The 23,115-nt window shown below is 57.4% G+C and carries 14 protein-coding genes; 11 read left to right on the top strand and 3 right to left on the bottom strand.

Annotated elements, in window-relative coordinates:
* Positions 1 to 41: 41 nt before the first annotated feature.
* Positions 42 to 1,292, bottom strand: a complete 1,251-nt coding sequence (locus SIB38_RS07155; protein ID WP_412551699.1) for a flavin-dependent oxidoreductase — start codon at positions 1,290 to 1,292, stop codon at positions 42 to 44.
* A gap of 504 nt (positions 1,293 to 1,796) precedes the next feature.
* Here SIB38_RS07155 and rpoB point away from each other — a divergent pair.
* The 3 genes from rpoB to SIB38_RS07170 all read left to right on the top strand — a co-directional run bounded on the left by rpoB (position 1,797) and on the right by SIB38_RS07170 (position 11,282).
* Positions 1,797 to 5,933 (top strand): DNA-directed RNA polymerase subunit beta, encoded by a 4,137-nt coding sequence (gene rpoB, locus SIB38_RS07160; protein ID WP_294117562.1) that lies wholly within the window; start codon positions 1,797 to 1,799, stop codon positions 5,931 to 5,933.
* A gap of 55 nt (positions 5,934 to 5,988) precedes the next feature.
* The gene (gene rpoC, locus SIB38_RS07165) at positions 5,989 to 10,236 is read left to right on the top strand and encodes a DNA-directed RNA polymerase subunit beta' (RefSeq protein WP_294117560.1); all 4,248 of its coding nucleotides are present in this window, start codon (positions 5,989 to 5,991) and stop codon (positions 10,234 to 10,236) included.
* A 164-nt stretch (positions 10,237 to 10,400) separates the two neighbouring features.
* Positions 10,401 to 11,282 carry a DMT family transporter gene (locus SIB38_RS07170; RefSeq protein ID WP_412552027.1) on the top strand — a complete coding sequence of 294 codons (882 nt, stop codon included), beginning with the start codon at positions 10,401 to 10,403 and terminating at the stop codon, positions 11,280 to 11,282.
* Here SIB38_RS07170 and SIB38_RS07175 read toward each other — a convergent pair.
* Positions 11,258 to 12,055: a putative rhamnosyl transferase gene (locus tag SIB38_RS07175; protein WP_294117869.1), complete on the bottom strand. Its 798-nt coding sequence runs from the start codon at positions 12,053 to 12,055 to the stop codon at positions 11,258 to 11,260. The genes SIB38_RS07170 and SIB38_RS07175 overlap by 25 nt on opposite strands.
* Positions 12,056 to 12,400: 345 nt before the next feature.
* On the opposite strand from SIB38_RS07175, the gene rpsL reads away from it, so the two are divergent.
* The 4 genes from rpsL to tuf are packed head-to-tail and all read left to right on the top strand — an operon-like array spanning position 12,401 to position 16,627.
* The gene (gene rpsL, locus SIB38_RS07180; protein ID WP_054000841.1) at positions 12,401 to 12,772 is read left to right on the top strand and encodes a 30S ribosomal protein S12; all 372 of its coding nucleotides are present in this window, start codon (positions 12,401 to 12,403) and stop codon (positions 12,770 to 12,772) included.
* 15 nt (positions 12,773 to 12,787) lie between these two features.
* The gene (gene rpsG / locus SIB38_RS07185) at positions 12,788 to 13,258 is read left to right on the top strand and encodes a 30S ribosomal protein S7 (protein ID WP_132861092.1); all 471 of its coding nucleotides are present in this window, start codon (positions 12,788 to 12,790) and stop codon (positions 13,256 to 13,258) included.
* 21 nt (positions 13,259 to 13,279) lie between these two features.
* The gene (gene fusA, locus SIB38_RS07190) at positions 13,280 to 15,397 is read left to right on the top strand and encodes an elongation factor G (RefSeq protein ID WP_294117537.1); all 2,118 of its coding nucleotides are present in this window, start codon (positions 13,280 to 13,282) and stop codon (positions 15,395 to 15,397) included.
* A 54-nt stretch (positions 15,398 to 15,451) separates the two neighbouring features.
* A complete protein-coding gene (tuf, locus tag SIB38_RS07195; protein ID WP_412551048.1) occupies positions 15,452 to 16,627 on the top strand; it encodes an elongation factor Tu in 1,176 nt (391 codons plus the stop codon).
* Between the two features lie 139 nt (positions 16,628 to 16,766).
* On the opposite strand, the gene SIB38_RS07200 is transcribed toward tuf, so the two are convergent.
* Positions 16,767 to 17,498, bottom strand: a complete 732-nt coding sequence (locus tag SIB38_RS07200; RefSeq protein WP_412551700.1) for an STAS/SEC14 domain-containing protein — start codon at positions 17,496 to 17,498, stop codon at positions 16,767 to 16,769.
* 236 nt (positions 17,499 to 17,734) lie between these two features.
* On the opposite strand from SIB38_RS07200, the gene SIB38_RS07205 reads away from it, so the two are divergent.
* From SIB38_RS07205 to SIB38_RS07220, 4 genes are all read left to right on the top strand, one after another.
* Positions 17,735 to 19,300, top strand: a complete 1,566-nt coding sequence (locus SIB38_RS07205; RefSeq protein WP_412551701.1) for an ABC transporter substrate-binding protein — start codon at positions 17,735 to 17,737, stop codon at positions 19,298 to 19,300.
* Between the two features lie 113 nt (positions 19,301 to 19,413).
* Positions 19,414 to 20,394: an ABC transporter permease gene (locus SIB38_RS07210; protein WP_412551702.1), complete on the top strand. Its 981-nt coding sequence runs from the start codon at positions 19,414 to 19,416 to the stop codon at positions 20,392 to 20,394.
* Complete coding sequence (locus tag SIB38_RS07215; RefSeq protein ID WP_294119441.1) at positions 20,394 to 21,335, top strand: ABC transporter permease; 942 nt, start codon at positions 20,394 to 20,396, stop codon at positions 21,333 to 21,335. Before SIB38_RS07210 ends, SIB38_RS07215 begins: the two co-directional genes overlap by 1 nt.
* Positions 21,335 to 23,053 carry an ABC transporter ATP-binding protein gene (locus SIB38_RS07220; protein WP_412551703.1) on the top strand — a complete coding sequence of 573 codons (1,719 nt, stop codon included), beginning with the start codon at positions 21,335 to 21,337 and terminating at the stop codon, positions 23,051 to 23,053. Before SIB38_RS07215 ends, SIB38_RS07220 begins: the two co-directional genes overlap by 1 nt.
* The last annotated feature ends 62 nt before the right edge of the window (positions 23,054 to 23,115 follow it).

Here is a 23,115-nt window from a genome sequence, read left to right on the forward strand (position 1 = left end):
GTTTGGCGGTGGGGCGTCCCTGCAAGGACGCCCGCTGTGTTTTAGGCGATGATCGGCGCTTGTGTGTTGGTGTCTTCCACCCGAATGCGGGCCAGCTTCTTGAAGCTCTCGGCGTGCTCTTGGCGTTCCTGCATTGGCAGCACATCATCAAGCCGGGCGAAGTCACCTGCGCAGCGGTCTTCGGCCATTTGCATGATCGCGTCCGGTCCGCCGTTGCCGCGGTTGGCCAGGGTCACAGCGTTGGCCATGGGCCGCACCTGATCCTCATAGGTCTTGGCGGCGGCATGTCCGGTGCGTTGCGCCTTGATGGCTGCGCCAAGCAGGCGGGCGTCGATGATCGCCTGGCTCGCGCCGCTGGAGCCCACGGGGTAGGTGGCATGGGCTGCGTCGCCAATCAGCGTGACCGCGCCGTCGGTCCAGCTGTCCACCGGTTCGCGGTCCACCATTGGGTATTCAAACACCTCGTTGGCGTTGGCGATCAGTCCGGGAATGTCGATCCAGCCAAAGTTCCACGTGGCGAAGTCCTCGGCAAAGCGGGAGGCGTCCACTTTGCGGTTCCAGTCGCTCTTCTCGATATGGTCGTTGGGGTCCACCTTGGCCTCGGCAATCCAGTTGATCAGCGTCGCGCCGGTTTCGGGATCAGGGGCGGAAATCGGGTAGGTCACAAACCGCTGGGTGTCGTGGCCTGCGAGGATCATCGACGTGCCGCTCAGGAAAGCTGGCGCGGTGGTGGTGCCGCGCCACATTATGGCACCACCCCAGACAGGCGCGCCTTCGTCCGGATACATCTGCGCGCGGATGGCAGAGTGCACCCCGTCTGCCGCGACCAGCATTTTGCCCGCCATGGATTTGATGGTTTCGCCTTCCTGATAGATGACCGCCACACCTTTGTCGGTGTTCGTGTATTGGGTCACGCGGCAGCCAAAGGTGATGCAATCATCGCCACAGCGGTCCAGCAGGGCTTTCAACAGGCCCATCTGCAACTCGCCGCGGTGGACTGAATATTGTGGCCAGTTGTATCCCGCATGGCGCCCGCGTGGTTCGGTCCAGATCTCCACGCCGGTCTTGGTGTAAAACCCGTAATCGCGGGTCTTCACGCCGACCTGGTCCAGCATGTCCTCCAGGCCTAAGGCAAACAGCTCCCGCACACAGGGCGGCTGAAGGTTGATGCCCACGCCCAGAGGCTTTGGGTCTGTTACGCTTTCAAGGATGTGAAAAGGAACGCCAATCTCATGCAGGGTGAGGCCCATGGTCAGTCCGGCGATACCACCGCCAGCAATAATTACGGTCATAGTAAGAGTCAGTCTCTTGTTGTTCGTTGTTTTGTCCTGGAGTATTGTGAAAATTCCTCGGCGGTGCAAATGCAACTGCGCCCGACCAAGGCGATGGTCCCAGAATGGGGCCCTGGCTGATTTGGCGAATGTCAAGCCCCAAGGGGTTGCAAAGGCACGCTTGATTCAATATTCGGTAATCTCTTGCGGTTTCGAGCGATTCGGGGCCGCTTTTGTCCTTTGCGGATTTATTGGATAAGGCGGCGCTGATCTGGGGCACTCTCCCCACACTTTCAAAAGACGACACAAACAAGACAAAGCCTTGAAATACAGGTGAAAACCCCGGCTTGGTAAGCCTCTTGGGTTCTGCGATGCACGCAGCAAGAGGTTTTCCAAGGCAGGATTTTGATCGAGTGACCCCGGTGGGACGGGGGCGAGAATGGATCTGATCCACGCCGTCACTGACGCGACGTGCCGGGGCCCGACGGTATGTTGTTGATGATGAATCGAAAGGTGACATTGACCATGGCTCAAAGCTTCCTTGGCCAGAAACGTCTACGTAAATACTACGGTAAAATCCGTGAAGTTCTGGAGATGCCGAACCTGATTGAGGTTCAGAAATCTTCTTATGATCTGTTCCTGAAATCCGGTGATCAGCTGCAGCCGACAGACGGCGAAGGCATCAAAGGTGTGTTCCAGTCGGTATTCCCGATCAAGGACTTCAACGAAACTTCCGTTCTGGAATTCGTCAACTACGAGCTGGAAAAGCCGAAGTATGACGTTGAGGAATGTCAGCAGCGTGACATGACCTACAGCGCACCGCTGAAGGTGACCCTGCGTCTGATCGTGTTTGATGTGGACGAAGACACCGGCGCCAAGTCGGTTAAGGACATCAAAGAACAAGACGTCTTCATGGGCGACATGCCTCTGATGACCCAGAACGGCACCTTTGTGGTGAACGGCACCGAGCGCGTGATCGTGTCTCAGATGCACCGTTCCCCTGGTGTGTTCTTTGACCACGACAAAGGCAAAACCCACTCTTCGGGCAAACTGCTGTTCGCCTGCCGCATCATCCCATACCGCGGCTCCTGGCTGGACTTCGAGTTTGACGCCAAAGACATCGTGTACGCCCGCATCGACCGTCGTCGTAAGCTGCCTGTGACCACCCTGCTGTATGCGCTGGGCCTGGACCAGGAAGGCATCATGAATGCCTATTACGACACCGTGAACTTCAAGCTGGATAAGAGCAAAGGTTGGGTCACCAAGTTCTTCCCAGAGCGCGTACGCGGCACCCGTCCAACGCAGGATCTGATCGACGCTGCTACCGGCGAAGTCATTGCCGAAGCTGGCAAAAAGGTCACCCCGCGCGCGGTTAAGAAGATCATCGACGAAGGCAAGATTACCGATCTGCTGGTGCCGTTTGAGCACATCGTTGGCAAATTCGTGGCCGAGGACCTCATCAACGAGGAAACCGGTGCGATCTACGTGGAAGCCGGCGACGAGCTGACTCTGGAATACGACAAAGACGGTGACCTGATCGGCGGTACCGTGAAAGACCTGATCGACGCAGGCTTCACCGATATCCCTGTTCTGGACATCGACAACGTCAACGTTGGTCCATACATGCGCAACACCATGGCGGTGGACAAGAACATGAGCCGCGAAACCGCGCTTATGGACATCTACCGTGTGATGCGTCCGGGTGAGCCACCCACCGTTGAAGCGGCGTCTGCACTGTTTGACACCCTGTTCTTTGACAGCGAGCGTTATGACCTCTCCGCGGTGGGCCGCGTGAAGATGAACATGCGTCTGGCTCTGGATGCGGAAGACACCCAGCGGACCCTGCGCAAAGAAGACATCATCTCCTGCATCAAGGCGCTGGTGGAACTGCGTGACGGCAAAGGCGACGTGGACGACATCGACCACCTCGGCAACCGTCGTGTGCGCTCCGTTGGTGAACTGATGGAGAACCAGTACCGCGTGGGTCTGCTGCGTATGGAACGTGCGATCAAAGAGCGTATGAGCTCTGTAGAGATCGACACGGTCATGCCGCAGGATTTGATCAACGCGAAGCCAGCCGCAGCGGCGGTGCGTGAATTCTTCGGCTCCTCGCAGCTGTCGCAGTTCATGGACCAAACCAACCCGCTGTCTGAAGTGACGCACAAGCGTCGTCTCTCCGCGTTGGGCCCAGGCGGTCTGACCCGTGAGCGTGCAGGCTTTGAGGTGCGCGACGTGCACGCGACCCACTACGGTCGTATGTGTCCGATTGAAACGCCGGAAGGTCCAAACATTGGTCTGATCAACTCGCTGGCGACTTTTGCCCGCGTGAACAAATACGGCTTCATCGAAACACCTTATCGTAAGGTTGAGAACGGCGTGGTCACCGATGAGGTGAACTACATGTCCGCAACCGAAGAGCAGCGTCACACCGTGGCGCAGGCCAACGCGTCTCTGGACGAAAACGGCAAGTTCACCAATGAGTTCGTGAACACCCGTCAGTCCGGCGAATACACGCTGGCCGCCTCTGAAAACGTGGACCTGATCGACGTGAGCCCGAAACAGCTGGTGTCTGTTGCGGCCTCTCTGATCCCATTCCTTGAAAACGACGATGCGAACCGCGCTCTGATGGGCTCGAACATGCAACGTCAGGCGGTGCCACTGCTGCGTGCGGAAGCACCACTGGTGGGTACTGGTATCGAGGAAAAAGTGGCGATCGACTCCGGCGCGGCCATTCAGGCGAAGCGCGCAGGTATCATCGACCAGGTGGATGCACAGCGTATCGTGATCCGCGCCACCTCCGATCTGGAGCTGGGCGACGCGGGTGTAGACATCTACCGTCTGCGCAAGTTCCAGCGTTCCAACCAGAACACCTGCATCAACCAGCGTCCGCTGGTGAAGGTGGGTGACACGGTTGCCAAGGGCGAAGTGATTGCTGACGGTCCATCCACCGATATCGGTGAACTGGCTCTGGGTAAAAACGTGGTTGTCGCGTTTATGCCTTGGAACGGTTACAACTACGAAGACTCCATTCTGATCTCCGAGCGCATCGCGCGTGACGACGTATTTACTTCGGTGCACATCGAAGAATTCGAAGTTGCCGCACGTGACACCAAGCTGGGTCCAGAAGAAATCACCCGCGACATTCCAAACGTCGGTGAAGAAGCGCTGCGCAACCTCGACGAGGCCGGTATCGTGTACATCGGTGCGGACGTGGAGCCAGGCGACATTCTGGTGGGTAAGATCACACCAAAGGGCGAAAGCCCAATGACGCCGGAAGAAAAGCTTCTGCGCGCCATCTTTGGTGAGAAAGCCTCCGACGTGCGCGACACCTCGCTGCGCGTGAAGCCAGGTGACTTCGGTACGGTTGTGGAAGTACGCGTCTTTAACCGCCACGGTGTGGAAAAAGACGAACGTGCGTTGCAGATCGAGCGCGAAGAGATCGAACGTCTGGCACGTGACCGTGACGACGAACTGGCGATCCTGGACCGCAACATCTACGCCCGTCTGAAAGACATGATCCTCGGCAAAGTGGCTGTAAAAGGTCCAAAAGGCGTGAAAGCAAACTCGGAAATCTCCGAGGAACTGCTGAACTCCCTGAGCCGTGGTCAGTGGTGGCAGCTGGCTCTGGAAGATGAGAAAGACGCCCAGATCGTTGAGGCTCTGAACGAGCAGTACGAGATCCAGAAACGTGCGCTTGAGCACCGCTTTGAGGACAAGGTCGAGAAAGTCCGTCGTGGCGACGACCTGCCCCCTGGTGTGATGAAGATGGTCAAAGTCTTCATCGCCGTGAAGCGTAAGCTTCAGCCGGGCGATAAGATGGCCGGTCGTCACGGGAACAAAGGTGTTATTTCCAAGGTTGTGCCTATGGAAGACATGCCGTTCCTCGCAGACGGTACGCCGGTTGACTTCTGTCTGAACCCACTGGGGGTGCCTTCGCGTATGAACGTTGGTCAGATCCTGGAAACCCACATGGGTTGGGCCGCACGCGGTCTGGGTGTGAACGTGGACGAAGCGTTGCAGGAATACCGTCGCTCCGGCGATCTGACCCCTGTGCGTGAAGCGATGCGTTTGGCTTATGGCGACGATGTCTACGAAGAAGGCATCACCGGCATGAACGAAGGTCAACTTCTGGAAGCCGCAGGCAACGTCACTAACGGTGTGCCAATCGCGACCCCAGTGTTTGACGGCGCGAAAGAAAGCGACGTGAACAATGCGCTGGTGCGGGCTGGCTTCTCTGAATCTGGTCAGTCGCAGCTGTTTGATGGCCGCACAGGTGAGCAGTTTGCCCGCCCTGTGACCGTGGGCATCAAGTACCTGCTGAAACTGCACCACCTGGTGGATGACAAAATCCACGCGCGTTCCACTGGTCCGTACTCCCTGGTCACACAGCAGCCGCTGGGTGGTAAGGCACAGTTCGGTGGTCAGCGCTTTGGTGAGATGGAAGTCTGGGCTCTGGAAGCTTACGGCGCCGCCTACACCCTGCAGGAAATGCTGACTGTGAAGTCGGATGACGTGGCAGGCCGGACCAAGGTCTATGAAAGCATCGTCAAGGGCGAGGACAACTTTGAAGCGGGCGTCCCAGAATCGTTCAACGTTCTGGTGAAAGAAGTCCGTGGCCTCGGCCTGAATATGGAACTCCTGGATACGGAGGAAGGTGAGTGAGGGCGTTAGCCCTCATCCCATCCACTCTCCTCCCAACCAAATTTGAGGTATCAAAATGAACCAGGAACTGACGAACAACCCGTTTAACCCGCTCGCGCCACAAAAGGCGTTTGACGAGATCAAAGTCTCGCTGGCCTCGCCGGAGCGGATCCTGTCGTGGTCCTACGGTGAGATCAAAAAGCCGGAAACCATCAACTACCGTACGTTCAAACCAGAGCGTGACGGTCTGTTCTGTGCGCGTATCTTTGGCCCAATCAAAGACTACGAATGTCTCTGCGGCAAATATAAGCGCATGAAGTATCGCGGCGTTGTCTGCGAAAAATGTGGTGTTGAAGTTACCCTTCAGAAAGTGCGCCGTGAGCGCATGGGCCACATCGAGCTGGCCGCGCCAGTGGCACACATCTGGTTCCTGAAATCGCTGCCATCCCGCATCGGCCTGATGCTGGACATGACTCTGCGTGATCTGGAACGTGTGCTGTACTTTGAAAACTACGTTGTTATCGAGCCGGGTCTGACCGACCTGACCTACGGCCAGATGATGACCGAAGAAGAGTACATGGATGCGCAGGACGCATACGGCATGGACGCCTTCACCGCCAACATCGGTGCTGAAGCGATCCGTGAAATGCTGTCCATGATCGATCTGGAATCTGAAGCCGAGCAGCTGCGCGCCGATCTGGCCGAAGCAACCGGTGAACTGAAGCCAAAGAAGATCATTAAGCGTCTGAAAGTGGTTGAGAGCTTCATTGAGTCTGGCAACCGTCCGGAGTGGATGATCCTGACTGTGATCCCAGTGATCCCACCAGAGCTGCGCCCGCTGGTGCCGCTGGATGGTGGCCGCTTTGCGACGTCCGACCTCAACGACCTCTACCGTCGGGTGATCAACCGGAACAACCGTCTGAAGCGTCTGATCGAACTGCGTGCGCCTGACATTATCGTGCGCAACGAAAAGCGGATGCTGCAGGAATCTGTGGATGCGCTGTTTGACAACGGCCGTCGCGGCCGCGTGATCACCGGCGCCAACAAGCGTCCGCTGAAATCGCTGTCTGACATGCTGAAAGGTAAGCAGGGTCGTTTCCGTCAGAACCTTTTGGGTAAGCGCGTCGACTTCTCTGGCCGTTCGGTGATTGTGACCGGTCCGGAACTGAAACTGCATCAGTGTGGTCTTCCCAAGAAGATGGCGCTCGAGCTGTTCAAGCCGTTCATCTACTCGCGTCTGGAAGCCAAAGGTCTGTCCTCTACTGTGAAGCAGGCCAAGAAACTGGTGGAAAAAGAGCGTCCCGAAGTTTGGGATATCCTCGATGAGGTGATCCGCGAACACCCTGTCATGCTGAACCGTGCGCCTACGCTGCACCGTTTGGGCATTCAGGCGTTTGAGCCGGTTCTGATCGAAGGTAAGGCGATCCAGCTGCACCCGCTTGTCTGTTCTGCGTTTAACGCCGACTTCGACGGCGACCAGATGGCAGTTCACGTTCCTCTGAGCCTTGAGGCCCAGCTGGAAGCGCGTGTTCTGATGATGTCCACCAACAACGTTCTGTCCCCGGCCAACGGTGCACCAATCATCGTTCCGTCGCAGGATATGATCTTGGGCCTGTACTACACTTCCATCATGCGTGAAGGCATGAAAGGTGAAGGCATGGTCTTCTCCTCCATCGAGGAAGTTCAGTACGCGCTGGACGCTGGCGAAGTGCACCTGCACGCCAAGATCCACGCCCGTATCCCACAGATCGACGAGAACGGTCTGGAAGTTGTGGAACGTGTGGAAACCACCCCTGGTCGTGTGCGCCTCGGCGCGCTTCTGCCGCAGAACAACAAGGCGCCATTTGCCTTGGTGAACAAGCTGCTGCGGAAGAAAGACGTTCAGAACGTGATTGACACCGTCTACCGCTACTGTGGTCAGAAAGAGTCCGTGATCTTCTGTGACCAGATCATGACCATGGGCTTCCGCGAAGCGTTCAAGGCCGGCATCTCGTTTGGTAAAGACGACATGGTGATCCCGGACAACAAGTGGACCATCGTCGACGACACCCGCGATCAGGTGAAAGACTTTGAACAGCAATACATGGACGGCCTGATCACTCAGGGCGAAAAGTACAACAAAGTTGTGGATGCCTGGTCCAAGTGTAACGACAAAGTCACCGACGCGATGATGGGCACCATCTCCGCGGCGCAGACTGACGAGAACGGCGCCGAAGCGGAGCCAAACTCGGTCTACATGATGGCCCACTCCGGTGCGCGTGGCTCGGTCACACAGATGAAACAGCTGGGCGGTATGCGCGGCCTGATGGCCAAGCCAAACGGCGACATCATCGAGACCCCGATTATCTCGAACTTTAAAGAGGGTCTGACCGTTCTGGAGTACTTCAACTCCACCCACGGTGCCCGTAAGGGTCTGTCTGATACCGCGCTGAAAACAGCGAACTCCGGTTACCTGACACGTCGTCTGGTTGACGTGGCGCAGGACTGCATCGTGCGTATGCACGACTGTGGCACTGACAATGCCATCAATGCCGAAGCCGCTGTGAACGACGGTGAGGTTGTGGCCTCTCTGGCAGAGCGTATCCTGGGCCGTGTTGCGGCTGAGGATATCATGAAGCCAGGCACGGATGAGGTGCTGGTTGCACATGGTCAGCTGATCGACGAACGCATGGCGGACTCGATTGACGAAGCTGGTGTGGCCAATGCCCGTATCCGCAGCCCGTTGACCTGTGAGGCTGAGGAAGGCGTCTGTGCCATGTGCTACGGTCGTGACCTTGCACGCGGTACGCTGGTGAACACCGGTGAAGCGGTTGGTATCATCGCGGCGCAGTCGATTGGTGAACCTGGTACACAGCTGACGATGCGGACCTTCCACATCGGTGGTGTTGCGCAGGGTGGTCAACAGTCGTTCCTGGAAGCAAGCCAGGAAGGCAAGATTGTCTTTGAAAACGCCAACACTCTGGAGAACGCCAACGGCGAGATCCTGGTGATGGGCCGCAACATGAAGCTGATCATTCAGGGCGAAGACGGCGACGAGCGTGCCAGCCACAAGGTTGGGTACGGTTCCAAGCTGTTTGTCAAAGACGGCCAGGCGGTCAGCTTTGGCGACAAGCTGTTTGAATGGGATCCGTACACCTTGCCAATCCTGGCGGAGAAAGACGGTAAGGCGAAGTTTGTTGATCTGACCGTGGGTATCTCCCTGCGTGACGAGACCGATGACGCAACCGGCATGACACAGAAGATCGTGTCTGACTGGCGTGCGGCACCAAAAGGCAACGAGCTGAAGCCAGAAGTGATCCTGGTGGATGCCGATGGCGAGCCTGTGCGCAACGATGCGGGCAACCCGGTTCACTACCCAATGTCTGTGGACGCGATCCTGTCTGTTGAAGATCAGCAGGACGTGAAAGCTGGTGACGTTATCGCGCGTATCCCGCGTGAAGGTGCAAAAACCAAAGACATTACCGGTGGTCTGCCACGTGTGGCCGAACTGTTCGAAGCGCGTCGTCCAAAAGATCACGCGATCATCGCAGAAATCGATGGTTACGTGCGCTTTGGCCGCGACTACAAGAACAAGCGCCGCATCGCGATCGAACCGTCTGATGAGAGCCTGGAGACCGTGGAATACATGGTGCCAAAGGGCAAACACATCCCAGTGCAGGAAGGCGACTTCGTGCAGAAGGGTGACTACATCATGGACGGTAACCCGGCACCGCACGACATCCTCTCCATCATGGGTGTTGAAGCGCTGGCGGATTACATGATCGACGAAGTGCAGGACGTGTATCGACTGCAAGGTGTGAAGATCAACGATAAGCACATCGAAGTGATCGTCCGCCAGATGTTGCAGAAGTGGGAAATCCAGGACTCTGGTGAAACCACCCTGCTCAAAGGCGAACACGTCGAGAAGGCTGAGTTTGACGCCGCCAACGAGAAGGCGCTGGCCGAAGGCCGCCGTCCTGCTCAGGGTGAGCCGATCCTGCTTGGTATCACCAAAGCGTCGCTTCAGACCCGGTCCTTCATCTCCGCGGCTTCGTTCCAGGAGACCACCCGCGTTCTTACCGAAGCCTCCGTGCAGGGTAAGAAAGACAAGCTGGTTGGCCTCAAAGAGAACGTTATCGTGGGCCGCCTGATCCCAGCCGGTACCGGTGGTGCGACACAGAAAGTACGTCGTATCGCGTCTGAGCGGGACAACGTGGTTGTGGAAGCGCGTCGTGAGGAGGCGGAAGCCGCCGCACGTTTGGCAGCCCCGGTTGAAGATGTGACTGCGGATGATGTGTTTGACAGCGGTCTGGTGGAAACACCGGAAAGCCGCGAGTTCGACTAAACCATCGACCTAACGCTTTTTGAAAGGGCCCCCGGCAATACGCCGGGGGCCCTTTTGCTTTCGGCGAGGATATTTGGGGAATGAGAAACCGGGGTCTTGGCAAAGCACAGAGGTGGTCCTAGGGTCGCTCGGTTGCATACGGGAAAGGGCGGCACATGGCGGCGATGTCAGACAACACCAAGGGCGCACTCCTGATGATGCTCTCTATGGCGGCGTTTACGTTCAACGACACGTTGGTGAAGTCTCTGGGCACAGATGTGCCACTGTTTCAGATGTTGTTTCTGCGTGGAGTACTGGCCTCAGTCTTGATCTGGGGATTGGCCAAGTCTTTAGGCAAGCTGCGCTGGGGCCTGTCACGTCAGGATTGGGCGCTGGTGATTGTGCGCACCGTTGCCGAAATCGGCGCGGCCTATTTCTTTATCACGGCGCTCTACCACATGCCCTTGGCCAATGTGACGGCGATCCTGCAAATCTTGCCTTTGACCGTGACCCTTGGTGGCGCATTGTTTTTTGGTGAGGCTGTTGGCTGGCGGCGGGCCTCTGCGATTGCCGCGGGTTTCTGCGGCATGTTGCTGATTGTGCGGCCGGGGCCATATGGCTTTGACCAATATGCGATCTACGCCATGGTGGCGGTGGCCTTTGTGACTTTGCGCGATCTGTCGACACGCAAAATGTCCGCCAATGTGCCGTCTTTGACGGTGACACTGGTGGCCTCGCTTGGCGTCATGGTGTTTGCCGGAGCGGCCAGCCTGGGCGGCGAGTGGGTCACCTTGGATGTCCGCCAATGGATGCTGCTCAGCGGGGCCGCGCTTTTCATCTTGGGCGGCTATCTGTTTTCGGTCCTGGTGATGCGCGTGGGTGAGGTCAGCTTCATCGCGCCCTTCCGCTACAGCGGGCTGCTCTGGGCGCTGATCCTGGGCTTTGTGGTGTTTGGCGACTGGCCAGACCCCATCACGCTCACCGGGGCGGCGATTGTTGTGGGGGCAGGGGTGTTCACCTTGTTGCGCGGGCGCAAACTGTCTCAGGAAAACGTGGCACGCACCTGATCCACGTCGATCGCAAAGCGGGCTTTGAACTCCGCTTCCTGCTCCGGAGTTAAAGGCTCTACCGGCACTGGTTTGACCTTCTTCTGTCGGCTGTCGTTGTAGCCATTGTGGGTGCGCACCCACATCGGTGTATCGGTGAAAGACACAGTGGGCATGAACTGGTTCATGATGCCGTGGCGGAAGTTCATGATTGTGAGCGGACAGCCCCCACGCACATACATGCCCAGTGAAGCCACATAGAGATTGCGCACGGTATCGGTGGCGGCAATGCCGTCGCCACTCATCTCGGCAATCAGACCACGGTTCCAGTCAAAGGCGACAGAGCGGTTCTCCAGCAGGCCGGGCACAGCGTTCACCGCCGCGCGGAACTTTTCGAAGAAATCCACCGAAATGGCATCATCATCATCATGGCGGAACTGCAGGCAAGGCGCCTTGGGATCCTTGCGCGCGCCGTTGATCAGTTCTTTCATCAGCGGGCGATGTGGCTTTGGTTCATGGGCCACAATTGAGATCTGCGGAATGTCGGCTGTGATGTCGTGTAGACGGTCCACATGGTGCTTGGGCAAAGTGTCGCCAATCACGATGATCATCTCGAAATTTTGGTCGGTCTGCTCGCGCAGACAGGGCAGGGCCACCGTTTCCATCAACTGAAACCGCTCCTCCAGCCGGTCTTCGGCATAAAGGAAGGCAATACGGTCCTCGATGGTCTCATGTTCCACTTGAAATCCGCCCAAAGCTGGATAGGAGAACCGGCACAGACCAATCATCTGCATGTCCCTGCTGTCGATCATGTTTTTGCCTCTCTTATGGTTGGGCGCACATTGGCAGGGGACGCGGACCAGCGCAACAGGGGCAGCTGTTGACAAGGGCTGCGACTCCCCATATACGCGCGAACATCCGGCAATGGGAGAAGTGTACCCTGAGCCGTTTCACACCTGTAGTGGTCAAGTTCCGGTCTACTTTGAAGACCGCAACCTCTGAGACCCCACCGCGTCGTTTGCCTCGGAATGGAAACGATTGCGGTTTTTGCGCTTGTGTCCGCACAAGTTGCGAAAAAACAGATAACCGCGTTGGGCCTCGGCCCGGCGTATAAATGGAAGCAATAGGAAAGAGACCCTATGCCAACGATTCAGCAGCTGATCCGCAAACCGCGTCAGCCTAAAATCAAGCGCTCCAAGTCGCAGCACCTGGAGCAGTGCCCTCAGAAGCGTGGCGTATGTACCCGTGTGTACACCACCACGCCGAAGAAACCTAACTCCGCTATGCGTAAAGTTGCGAAGGTGCGCCTGACCAACGGTTACGAAGTGATCTCCTACATCCCAGGTGAATCCCACAACCTTCAGGAACACTCCGTGGTTCTGATCCGCGGCGGTCGTGTAAAAGACCTTCCGGGTGTTCGTTACCACATCCTGCGTGGTGTTCTGGATACCCAAGGCGTCAAAGACCGTAAGCAACGTCGTTCCAAGTACGGCGCGAAGCGTCCTAAGTAAGAAGGAGAGGCTGATATGTCACGTCGTCACGCCGCTGAGAAACGCGAGATTCTGCCTGACGCCAAATTTGGCGATAAGGTCCTGAGCAAATTCATGAACAACCTGATGATCGACGGCAAGAAATCTGTTGCCGAAAAGATCGTTTACAACGCGCTGGACCGCGTTGAAAACAAGGTGAAGCGCGCCCCTGTTGAAGTGTTCCACGAAGCACTCGACAACATCAAACCATCGGTTGAGGTTCGCTCCCGCCGTGTGGGTGGTGCCACCTATCAGGTTCCGGTCGAAGTGCGCCCTGAGCGCCGCGAAGCCCTGGCCATCCGCTGGCTGATTGGTGCTGCGCGTGGCCGCAACGAAAACACCATGGAAGAACGCCTTGCAGGCGAACTTCTGGATGCCGTGAACTCCCGCGGTACCGCCGTTAAGAAGCGCGAAGACACTCACAAGATGGCAGAAGCTAACAAAGCCTTCAGCCATTATCGTTGGTAAAGCCCAGAGGACATTAGACCAATGGCACGCGAATATACGCTCGAACATTACCGCAACTTCGGTATCATGGCGCACATCGATGCAGGTAAAACCACCTGCTCCGAGCGCATCCTGTACTACACCGGCAAATCCCACAACATCGGTGAGGTGCACGACGGTGCAGCCACCATGGACTGGATGGAGCAGGAACAGGAACGTGGTATCACCATCACTTCCGCTGCGACGACCACCTTCTGGGAGCGCACCGAAGATGGCCAAACCGCAGACACGCCTAAGCACCGTCTGAACATCATCGACACTCCAGGCCACGTTGACTTCACCATTGAAGTTGAGCGCTCCCTGGCGGTTCTCGATGGTGCCGTTTGTGTTCTGGACGCCAACGCTGGTGTTGAACCACAGACCGAAACCGTGTGGCGTCAGGCTGACCGCTACAAGGTTCCACGCATGGTGTTCGTCAACAAGATGGACAAAATCGGCGCGGACTTCTTCAACTGCGTACGCATGATTGAAGACCGTACCGGTGCAACCGCTGTTCCAGTGGCATTCCCAATCGGTGCAGAAACCGAGCTGGAAGGCCTGGTTGACCTGGTCACCATGGAAGAGTGGCTGTGGCAGGGTGAAGACCTCGGCGCAAGCTGGGTGAAAGCACCTATCCGTGACGAACTCAAAGATCTGGCCGACGAATGGCGCGGTAAAATGATCGAGAACGCCGTCGAGCAAGACGACGACGCCATGGAAGCCTACCTGGAAGGCGAAGAGCCTGACGTGCCAACCCTGCGCAAACTGCTGCGCAAAGGTACCCTGTCTCTGTCCTTCGTTCCGGTTCTCGGCGGTTCCGCGTTTAAGAACAAAGGCGTTCAGCCTCTGCTCAACGCTGTGATCGACTACCTGCCGTCCCCACTGGACGTTGTTGATTACATGGGCTTTGCACCAGGTGATGAAACCGAAGAGCGTAACATTGCCCGTCGTGCAGACGACGACATGGCGTTCTCCGGCCTGGCGTTCAAAATCATGAACGACCCGTTTGTTGGCTCCCTGACCTTTACCCGGATCTACTCCGGTGTGCTGAACAAGGGCGACACGCTCTTGAACTCCACCAAAGGTCGTAAAGAGCGCATCGGTCGTATGATGATGATGCACTCCAACAACCGTGAGGAAATCACCGAAGCGTTTGCGGGTGACATCATCGCGCTGGCAGGTCTGAAAGACACAACCACTGGTGACACGCTCTGCGCCACCAACGATCCGGTTGTTCTGGAAACCATGACCTTCCCGGATCCGGTGATCGAGATTGCTGTTGAGCCTAAGACCAAAGCTGACCAAGAGAAAATGTCTCAGGGTCTGCAGCGTCTGGCAGCCGAAGACCCATCCTTCCGCGTGGAAACTGACCTGGAATCCGGTCAGACCATCATGAAGGGCATGGGCGAACTTCACCTGGACATCCTCGTGGATCGTCTGAAGCGTGAGTTCAAGGTTGAGGCCAACATCGGTGCGCCACAGGTGGCCTACCGTGAGACCATCTCCAAAGGCATCGAGCACACCTACACCCACAAGAAACAGTCTGGTGGTTCCGGTCAGTACGCTGAAGTCAAAATGGAAATCATGCCGACTGAAGCTGGTGAAGGCTACTCCTTCGAAAGCCGCATCGTTGGTGGTGCTGTTCCGAAGGAATACATCCCGGGTGTTGAAAAGGGTATCCAATCTGTTATGGACTCCGGTCCGCTGGCAGGCTTCCCTGTGATCGACTTCAAAGTTGCTCTGATCGACGGTAAGTTCCACGACGTGGACTCCAGCGTTCTGGCCTTTGAAATCGCCGCTCGTATGGCAATGCGTGAAGGCATGAAACTGGCCGGCGCGAAACTGCTTGAGCCAATCATGAAAGTGGAAGTGATCACACCGGAAGAATACACCGGTGGCATCATTGGCGACCTCACCTCCCGTCGTGGTCAGGTGTCCGGTCAGGAACCACGTGGTAACGCTGTAGCGATCGATGCATTTGTGCCTCTGGCCAACATGTTCGGCTACATCAACAACCTGCGCTCCATGTCTTCGGGCCGCGCGCAGTTTACCATGCAGTTCGACCACTACGATCCAGTTCCGCAGAACATCTCCGACGAGATCCAAGCGAAATACGCATAACAAAATTTGGGAAGCGGGCTGCCCGCTTCCCACCTCAACATTAAGGAGGCCATCATGGCTAAGGAAAAGTTTGAGCGCAGTAAACCGCACTGCAACATCGGCACCATTGGTCACGTTGACCACGGTAAAACCACGCTGACCGCTGCGATCACCAAGCAGTTTGGTGACTTCAAAGCGTACGACGAAATCGACGGCGCGCCTGAAGAAAAAGCACGTGGTATCACCATCTCCACCGCGCACGTGGAATATGAAACCGACGCACGTCACTACGCCCACGTTGACTGCCCAGGCCACGCCGACTACGTGAAAAACATGATCACCGGTGCGGCGCAGATGGACGGCGCGATCCTGGTTGTGAACGCGGCTGACGGCCCAATGCCACAGACCCGTGAGCACATCCTGCTGGGCCGCCAGGTTGGCATCCCTGCCATGGTTGTGTTCATGAACAAAGTGGACCAGGTTGACGACGAAGAGCTGCTGGAACTCGTTGAGATGGAAATCCGCGAGCTGCTGTCTGAGTACGAATTCCCAGGCGACGACATTCCTGTGATCGCCGGCTCCGCTCTGGCGGCTCTGGAAGACCGCGACGACAACATCGGCAAAGAGAAAATTGCTGAGCTGATGGCGGCGGTTGACGAGTACATCCCACAGCCACCACGTGCGACTGACCAGCCGTTCCTGATGCCAATCGAAGACGTGTTCTCGATCTCTGGCCGCGGTACTGTTGTGACCGGCCGTGTTGAGCGTGGCGTGATCAACGTTGGCGACGAAATCGAAATCGTTGGCATCAAAGACACTCAGAAAACCACCTGTACCGGTGTTGAAATGTTCCGCAAGCTGCTGGACTCCGGTGAAGCGGGCGACAACATCGGCGCGCTGCTGCGTGGTGTTGACCGTGAAGCGGTTGAGCGTGGTCAGGTTCTCTGTGCCCCAGGTTCCGTGAACCCACACACCAAGTTCGAAGCAGAAGCCTACATCCTGACCAAGGATGAAGGTGGCCGTCACACGCCATTCTTCGCGAACTACCGTCCACAGTTCTACTTCCGGACCACCGACGTGACCGGCACTGTTGAGCTGCCAGCGGGCACCGAGATGGTGATGCCTGGTGACAACCTGAAATTCAACGTTGAGCTGATCGCACCAATCGCGATGGAGCAAGGCCTGCGCTTCGCGATCCGCGAAGGTGGCCGCACCGTTGGTTCCGGTGTTGTATCCAAAATCGTTGAGTAAGGGTGCTTTTGCGCAAGCAAAACGCCCGTAAGGCGACAGGGGCTTTCAAGTCCGCTTGAAAGCTCCCGAAAGCCTCTTCAGTTCAGACTACGGAAAGGCCGCCCAATGGGCGGCCTTTTTGCTTTGAGAATGCGGGAAGCTAGGCGCCTGTTTGAACCCAGGTCACAGCCTTGTCAAAATCATCGGCGCCAAAATGCTTTGCGTTCACCCCGAACGCATGTGTGCCTACTTTGGAGGCCATTTTCTGCCAGCCGGCATCGCCAACAATAGCCGCACGGGTCAATTGCCCGACATGCGCACTGGCCAGCGCGAAGTGGTCGCGCAGCGCGCCCAAGCCCTGCCAGCCGTCAAATTCCCGCAGATCGATCACCAGCCCAAACGGGCTTTTGCCCGCCAGAAGATTGTCGAGATCTTCGGATTTGCCTTCGTAGATCTCGCTGTCGAGCTTACCCATCAGGCGTACGCAGACGGTGCTGTCATCCACCGCGTCAATCTGAATGGAGCCAAGGCTTTCGCGCAGCCACCGGCGGGCATCGTCAGCTTCTGACAGGCCAAACAACGCCACGGGGCAGGGCATCAGCACGCCAAACATCGAGATCAGCCGTTTCATTGTGCTGTCGTCCGTCGCAATGGCACAGCGGTCAAACCCGCGCCAGTGTTTGAACCCCATCCGGCTGTCCTGCCACATGGCGCCGGCGGTGAAATCCCCCGGTCCACCGTCCAGGATCACCAGCAGGCGAATGTTCTCCGCCTGCTCGATGGCCCGGTCAATCGCCGGGGTCAGAACGTCGGTATAGTCGCTTTCGGTAATGGGGGCGGTCATGCGGACTTCCAGAAATTCCGGTCCGCCTGCTTCAGTCACTTCAATCATGTCGTCACCTTAATAAACTAACTGCACCGCCATGGTGGCACAGCCACCAAGGCCAGCCCAACAAAAGTTTGAGTATTTTGCTCGGATTGCGTGCAAGCGGAAAAATCTTAAGCCTGAAAATGGCTTAACTTGTTCACAAAAATGTGTGTCGACCTTGCTTTTGCAATCCGCTTGGGGTGACACTGTTCCCATGCACCCGCGCGCGACGTCGCGGATTGAAGAACAGGGGAAATGTCATGAGACATATGTTAAGCGCGGCCGTTCTGGCCGCTGTTTGTGCTGCACCTGTTGCAGCCGAAGAGTTTAAGTGGGCGGGCACCACCGATCCGCAAACCATGGACCCGCACGCGGTGAACTCTGCACCGGTTCTGGGCTTTCTGAACAACGTGTATGAAGGCCTCGTGCGTCGCGGAAAAGACATGTCGATTGAGCCCGCGCTGGCGACCAGTTGGGAGCCGATTGGCGACGGCGAAGGTTGGCGTTTCCATCTGCGCGAAGGTGTGACCTTCCACGATGGCAGCACTTTTGACGCCGAAGACGTTCTGTTCTCTTATGAGCGTGCGTCCAACGAAGTGTCTGATACCCGCAGCTGGTTTGCGCCGGTGTCTGAGGTGAAGGTTGTCGACAGCAAGACCGTCGACATCATGACCTCCGCCCCCAACCCGATTTTCCCGGACAGCATTGCCAACTGGATGATCGTGGACAAAGGCTGGGCCGAAGCGAACAACGCCGCGCTGCCGGACAAGGAAAACGGCAACTACGCCACGCTGAACGCCAACGGCACCGGCGCCTTCATGGTGACCGAGCGCGAACCGGACCTGCGCACGCAGCTTAAGCCGTTTGACGGTTGGTGGGACGAGGCAACGCATAACATCACCGTGGCGGAGTTCACCCCGATCCAGAACTCGGCCACCGCTGTGGCCGCGCTGTTGTCTGGCGAGGTGGACATGATCAACCCGGTGCCAATCCAGGATGCCGAACGTCTGCAAGGCCAGGATGGCGTGCAAGTCATTCAAGGCATCGAGGCGCGCGTGATCATGCTTGGTTTTGCCCAGGAAGCTGACGTGCTGAAATACGGCGCGGATGCCGGCAAGCCAAACCCGTTCCAAGACGCCCGTGTGCGGGAAGCGGTGTCCAAAGCGGTGAACGTGGACGCGATCCTGAAGACCATCATGCGTGGCAATGCCGAACCCGCCAGCCAGTTGGTCAGCCCGGCAATGCGCGGCTACTCCGCTGCCAACATGGACCGTCCGACGTATGATCCGGAAGGCGCCAAAGCCCTTCTGGCAGAAGCGGGCTATGCCGATGGCTTTGCCTTTGGCCTGAAGTGCCCAAACAACCGTTACCTGAACGACGAAGCGGTTTGTCAGGCGGTCACAGCGATGTTGGCAAAAGTCGGCATCAATGCTGAACTGGACGCCATGCCGGTCTCCAACTACTGGCCAGAACTGCGGGCGGATAACTTCGACATGTATCTGCTGGGCTGGTCCCCGGGCACCTTTGACGCAGAGCACCCAATCCGCTTCCTGGCGCACACCCCGAACTCTGAGAAGAAACTCGGCAGTTGGAACTTTGGCGGCTACTCCAACGCCAAGATCGACGAGATGCTGCCGATGATCCAATCGGAGATCGATGATGGCAAACGCCAGATGATGCTCGACGAATCCGCAGCGATTCTTCAGGCGGAAACCGCCTATGTGCCGATGTACGTACAACCTCTGGTATGGGGTGCGCGTGACAACGTCTCCCTGACACAGCGCCCGGATAATTTCTTTATTCTGCGCTGGGTGAACGTGCAATAAAACTGCCTAAAAATGAGGCGGCGGGCAATCTTCGCCGCCTCACGCGCTGCACTTGACCTGCGCCCTTTGAGAGCGCAAGGCTCGCGCCAATAAAAAAACAAAGGGACGCAGTGATGCTGATGTATGTCTTAAAAAGAGTACTACAGTCCGCATTGGTTCTTCTGGTCGTAGGCTTAGTTGCCTTCAGCATGTTTCAATTCGTCGGGGATCCGATTGATAACATGTTGGGTCAGGAACGCACCGATGCTGACATTGCCCGTCTTCGGACGGAGCTTGGGTTGGATCAACCTTTCCCGGTGCAATACTACAAATTCCTCGAAAACGCGGTGCAAGGTGACTTTGGGGTCAGCTACCGTCAGGGCCGCCCAGTGGCGGAAATCCTTGTGGAGCGTGCGCCAGCGACGTTGGAACTGGCTGCGGTCAGTGGTTTTCTGGCGATTTCAATCGGTATCGGCCTAGGGGTGTTCACTGCGATCCGCAAAGATGGGTTCCTCGCCAATGCGATTATGTCCATCTCGCTTATCGGGGTGTCTCTGCCGACCTTCTTGATTGGTATTTTGCTGATCTATCTGTTCTCGGTTGAATTGGGTTGGTTACCCGCCTTTGGCAGGGGGGATGTGGTGCACATTGGTTGGTGGAGCACCGGCCTACTGACCGCGACCGGGCTTAAGGCGATCATCCTGCCTGCCATCACCCTGGGTCTTTATCAAATGACGCTTATCATGCGTTTGGTGCGCTCCGAGATGCTGGAAGTCTTGCGTCAGGACTATGTGCGCTTTGCCCGGGCCCGAGGTCTGAAAGACCGCACGGTGAACTTCCGCCACGCGCTGAAAAACACGCTGGTGCCGGTGATCACGGTGACCGGTCTGCAGCTTGGTTCGATCATCGCTTTTGCGATCATTACGGAGACTGTGTTCCAATGGCCGGGTGTCGGTCTGTTGTTCATCAACGCGGTTCAGTTTGTCGACATCCCGGTGATGGCGGCCTACCTGATGCTGATTTCGGTGATGTTTGTGGGGATCAACCTGATCGTTGACCTGCTCTATTTTGCGATCGATCCGCGCCTGCGCACGGACGGGAAGGGGGCACACTGATGTCTGATCAATCCGCAACCGCACCGCAGTCGCGTCTTGCCAAGGCGCTGGACAGCGATTTTGTCTACAGCTTCCGCCGCTCGCCGGTGGCCGTGGTGTCTTTCATCGTGGTGATGCTGCTGGTGCTGAGCGCTGTCTTTGCACCGCTGATCGCGCCGTATGACCCGTTTGATCCGGGCTCTCTGGACCTGATGAACGGCTTTACCGCGCCGATGGCGCCCAATGACTTCACCGGTGACGTCTTCTGGCTTGGCACAGACGATCAGGGCCGCGACGTGTTTTCCACCATTCTTTATGGCATGCGCGTCTCGCTCTTTGTCGGCTTGGCCGCTGTGAGCTTCGCCATGATCCTCGGCATCACGCTTGGTCTGGTGGCTGGCTACGTCGGCGGTTGGGTGGAAACCCTGATCATGCGCGCCGCTGATGTGCAGCTGACCTTCCCCTCCATTCTGGTGGCCATGCTGATCTTCGGGATCGCCAAAGGTGTCATCCCAATTCAGCACCATGACCAAATGGCCATCTGGGTACTGATCATCGCGATTGGCCTGTCTGATTGGGTGCAATTCGCCCGCGTGGTGCGTGGCGCGACGCTGGTGGAAAAAGACAAAGAGTACGTGCAAGCCGCGCGTATGATGGGTCGCGGTCGTGGCATCATCATGCTGCGTCACATCCTGCCAAACGTGTTGTCGCCTGTTCTGGTGATTGCGACGATTTCCTTGGCGTTGGCCATTATTGCTGAGGCAACACTGTCCTTCCTCGGCGTGGGCGCACCGCCGACCCAACCGTCGCTGGGCACCTTGATCCGCATCGGGCAAGATTTCCTCTTCTCCGGTGAGTGGTGGATCATCCTGTTCCCATCCGTGACCCTTCTGGCGCTTGCGCTGTCTGTGAACCTGCTGGGCGACTGGCTGCGTGATGCATTGAACCCGAGGCTGCAGTGATGACCGAGAAACTCCTAGATATCGAGGGCCTCTCGGTCCACTTCCCGACCCGTCGCAAGCTGTTTGTGGCGGTGAACAAGGCCAACCTCGCGGTTGAGCCGGGGGAAATCCATGGTCTTGTCGGCGAGTCCGGTGCGGGCAAATCCACCATCGGCGCCGCCGTGATGGGCTTGCTGGAGCGCCCCGGCCACATCGCCGAGGGCACGGTGAGCTTCAAGGGGGAGCACATCAACGGGCGCGATGCGGACGGCATGCGAGCGCTGCGGGGCGCGAAGATCTCCATGATCTTCCAGGACCCGCTGACCTCGCTGAACCCGCTTCTGACCGTTGGGCAGCAGTTGGTGGAAACCATCCAGTTCCACCTGAAACTGTCCGACGCGGACAGCAAAAAGCGCGCGATTGAGCTTTTGGACCGGGTGGGTATTCCCATGCCGGACGAGCGCATCAATCAATACCCACACCAGTTCTCTGGCGGCATGCGCCAGCGGGTGGTGATCGCGCTTGCGCTCTGCTCGGAACCGGATGTGATTATCGCGGATGAGCCGACCACGGCGCTCGACGTGTCGATTCAGGCGCAGATCCTTGAGCTGATCAAGGAGCTGGCGCGGGAACGTCAGACCGGCGTGGTCCTGATCACCCACGACATGGGTGTGATCGCGGACACCACAGATAAGGTGACCGTGATGTATCAGGGGGAGGTCGTGGAAAGCGGCAGCACAGAGCAAGTGCTTGGCGCCCCGGCGCATGAGTACACCAAGTCGCTCATCGCCGCAGTGCCACGTCCGACGCTCAAGGTGCATCGCTTCCCGCAGCTGTCTTATGGTGGTCGTCAGATTGCGTTCCACATCGACGATTTGGCGCGCAACTGGGACCGTCCGGAGCCAACCAAATCCGGCACGCTTTTGAAGGTCGAGGGGCTCACCAAGACTTTCCTGCAAAGTGGGTCGATCATCCCATCACGCCGCAAGTTCTTCACTGCCGTGGACAAGGTCAGCTTTGACATCCGCGAAGGTGAGGTCTTTGGCATCGTGGGGGAAAGTGGCTCGGGCAAGTCGACCGTGGCCCGCATGATTGCGACGCTCTATCAGACCAATGGTGGCAAGATCTTCTTTGACGAAGACGAGATCACGCAGCTCAAGACCGCCAAGGACTTGGAAAGCTACCGCCGTCAGATCCAGATGATCTTCCAGGACCCGTTTTCCAGCCTCAACCCGCGCATGCGTGTGGATGAAATCATTGCGGAGCCGGTGAAACACCACAAGCTGCTGGAAGGCGCTGCCATTCAGCACCGTGTGGACGAGTTGTTGGAACGTGTGGGGCTTGGCTCGGAAGCGGGCCGAAAGTATCCGCACGAGTTCTCCGGTGGTCAGCGCCAGCGGATTTCGATTGCGCGCGCTCTGGCAACACAGCCGCGCTTCCTGATCTGTGACGAGCCGACATCCGCGCTCGACGTGTCCATTCAGGCGCAGATTCTGAACATCCTCAAAGATCTTCAGGAGCACCTCGGCCTGACCATGCTCTTCATCAGCCACGACCTGCCGGTGGTACGCCAGATGTGTGACCGTGTCGGTGTGATGCGTCAGGGGCAAACGGTGGAGGTGGCGGACACCGAAACGCTGTTTGCCGCACCAAAAGAGAGCTACACACGAGAGCTTTTGAGCTTGATGCCCAAGCTCGAAGGGCTGTCCACGGAAGGTCTTCAGGACGAGATCATCTAAAACCAGAAAACGCCGCTCTCCGGAGCGGCGTTTTTCATTTTCAGGGTGCGACCAAGCAGAGG

Origin of the sequence: Shimia sp. MIT910701, assembly GCF_047126315.1 — a bacterium.
Taxonomy (GTDB): Bacteria; Pseudomonadota; Alphaproteobacteria; order Rhodobacterales; family Rhodobacteraceae; genus Shimia.

What these genes read in the sequence shown, in the direction of transcription:
- SIB38_RS07155 (WP_412551699.1), bottom strand. Translation starts at nt 1,292, where the DNA reads ATGACCGTAATTATTGCTGGCGGTGGTATCGCCGGACTGACCATGGGC.
- rpoB (WP_294117562.1), top strand. Translation starts at nt 1,797, where the DNA reads ATGGCTCAAAGCTTCCTTGGCCAGAAACGTCTACGTAAATACTACGGT.
- rpoC (WP_294117560.1), top strand. Translation starts at nt 5,989, where the DNA reads ATGAACCAGGAACTGACGAACAACCCGTTTAACCCGCTCGCGCCACAA.
- SIB38_RS07170 (WP_412552027.1), top strand. Translation starts at nt 10,401, where the DNA reads ATGTCAGACAACACCAAGGGCGCACTCCTGATGATGCTCTCTATGGCG.
- SIB38_RS07175 (WP_294117869.1), bottom strand. Translation starts at nt 12,055, where the DNA reads ATGCAGATGATTGGTCTGTGCCGGTTCTCCTATCCAGCTTTGGGCGGA.
- rpsL (WP_054000841.1), top strand. Translation starts at nt 12,401, where the DNA reads ATGCCAACGATTCAGCAGCTGATCCGCAAACCGCGTCAGCCTAAAATC.
- rpsG (WP_132861092.1), top strand. Translation starts at nt 12,788, where the DNA reads ATGTCACGTCGTCACGCCGCTGAGAAACGCGAGATTCTGCCTGACGCC.
- fusA (WP_294117537.1), top strand. Translation starts at nt 13,280, where the DNA reads ATGGCACGCGAATATACGCTCGAACATTACCGCAACTTCGGTATCATG.
- tuf (WP_412551048.1), top strand. Translation starts at nt 15,452, where the DNA reads ATGGCTAAGGAAAAGTTTGAGCGCAGTAAACCGCACTGCAACATCGGC.
- SIB38_RS07200 (WP_412551700.1), bottom strand. Translation starts at nt 17,498, where the DNA reads ATGATTGAAGTGACTGAAGCAGGCGGACCGGAATTTCTGGAAGTCCGC.
- SIB38_RS07205 (WP_412551701.1), top strand. Translation starts at nt 17,735, where the DNA reads ATGAGACATATGTTAAGCGCGGCCGTTCTGGCCGCTGTTTGTGCTGCA.
- SIB38_RS07210 (WP_412551702.1), top strand. Translation starts at nt 19,414, where the DNA reads ATGCTGATGTATGTCTTAAAAAGAGTACTACAGTCCGCATTGGTTCTT.
- SIB38_RS07215 (WP_294119441.1), top strand. Translation starts at nt 20,394, where the DNA reads ATGTCTGATCAATCCGCAACCGCACCGCAGTCGCGTCTTGCCAAGGCG.
- SIB38_RS07220 (WP_412551703.1), top strand. Translation starts at nt 21,335, where the DNA reads ATGACCGAGAAACTCCTAGATATCGAGGGCCTCTCGGTCCACTTCCCG.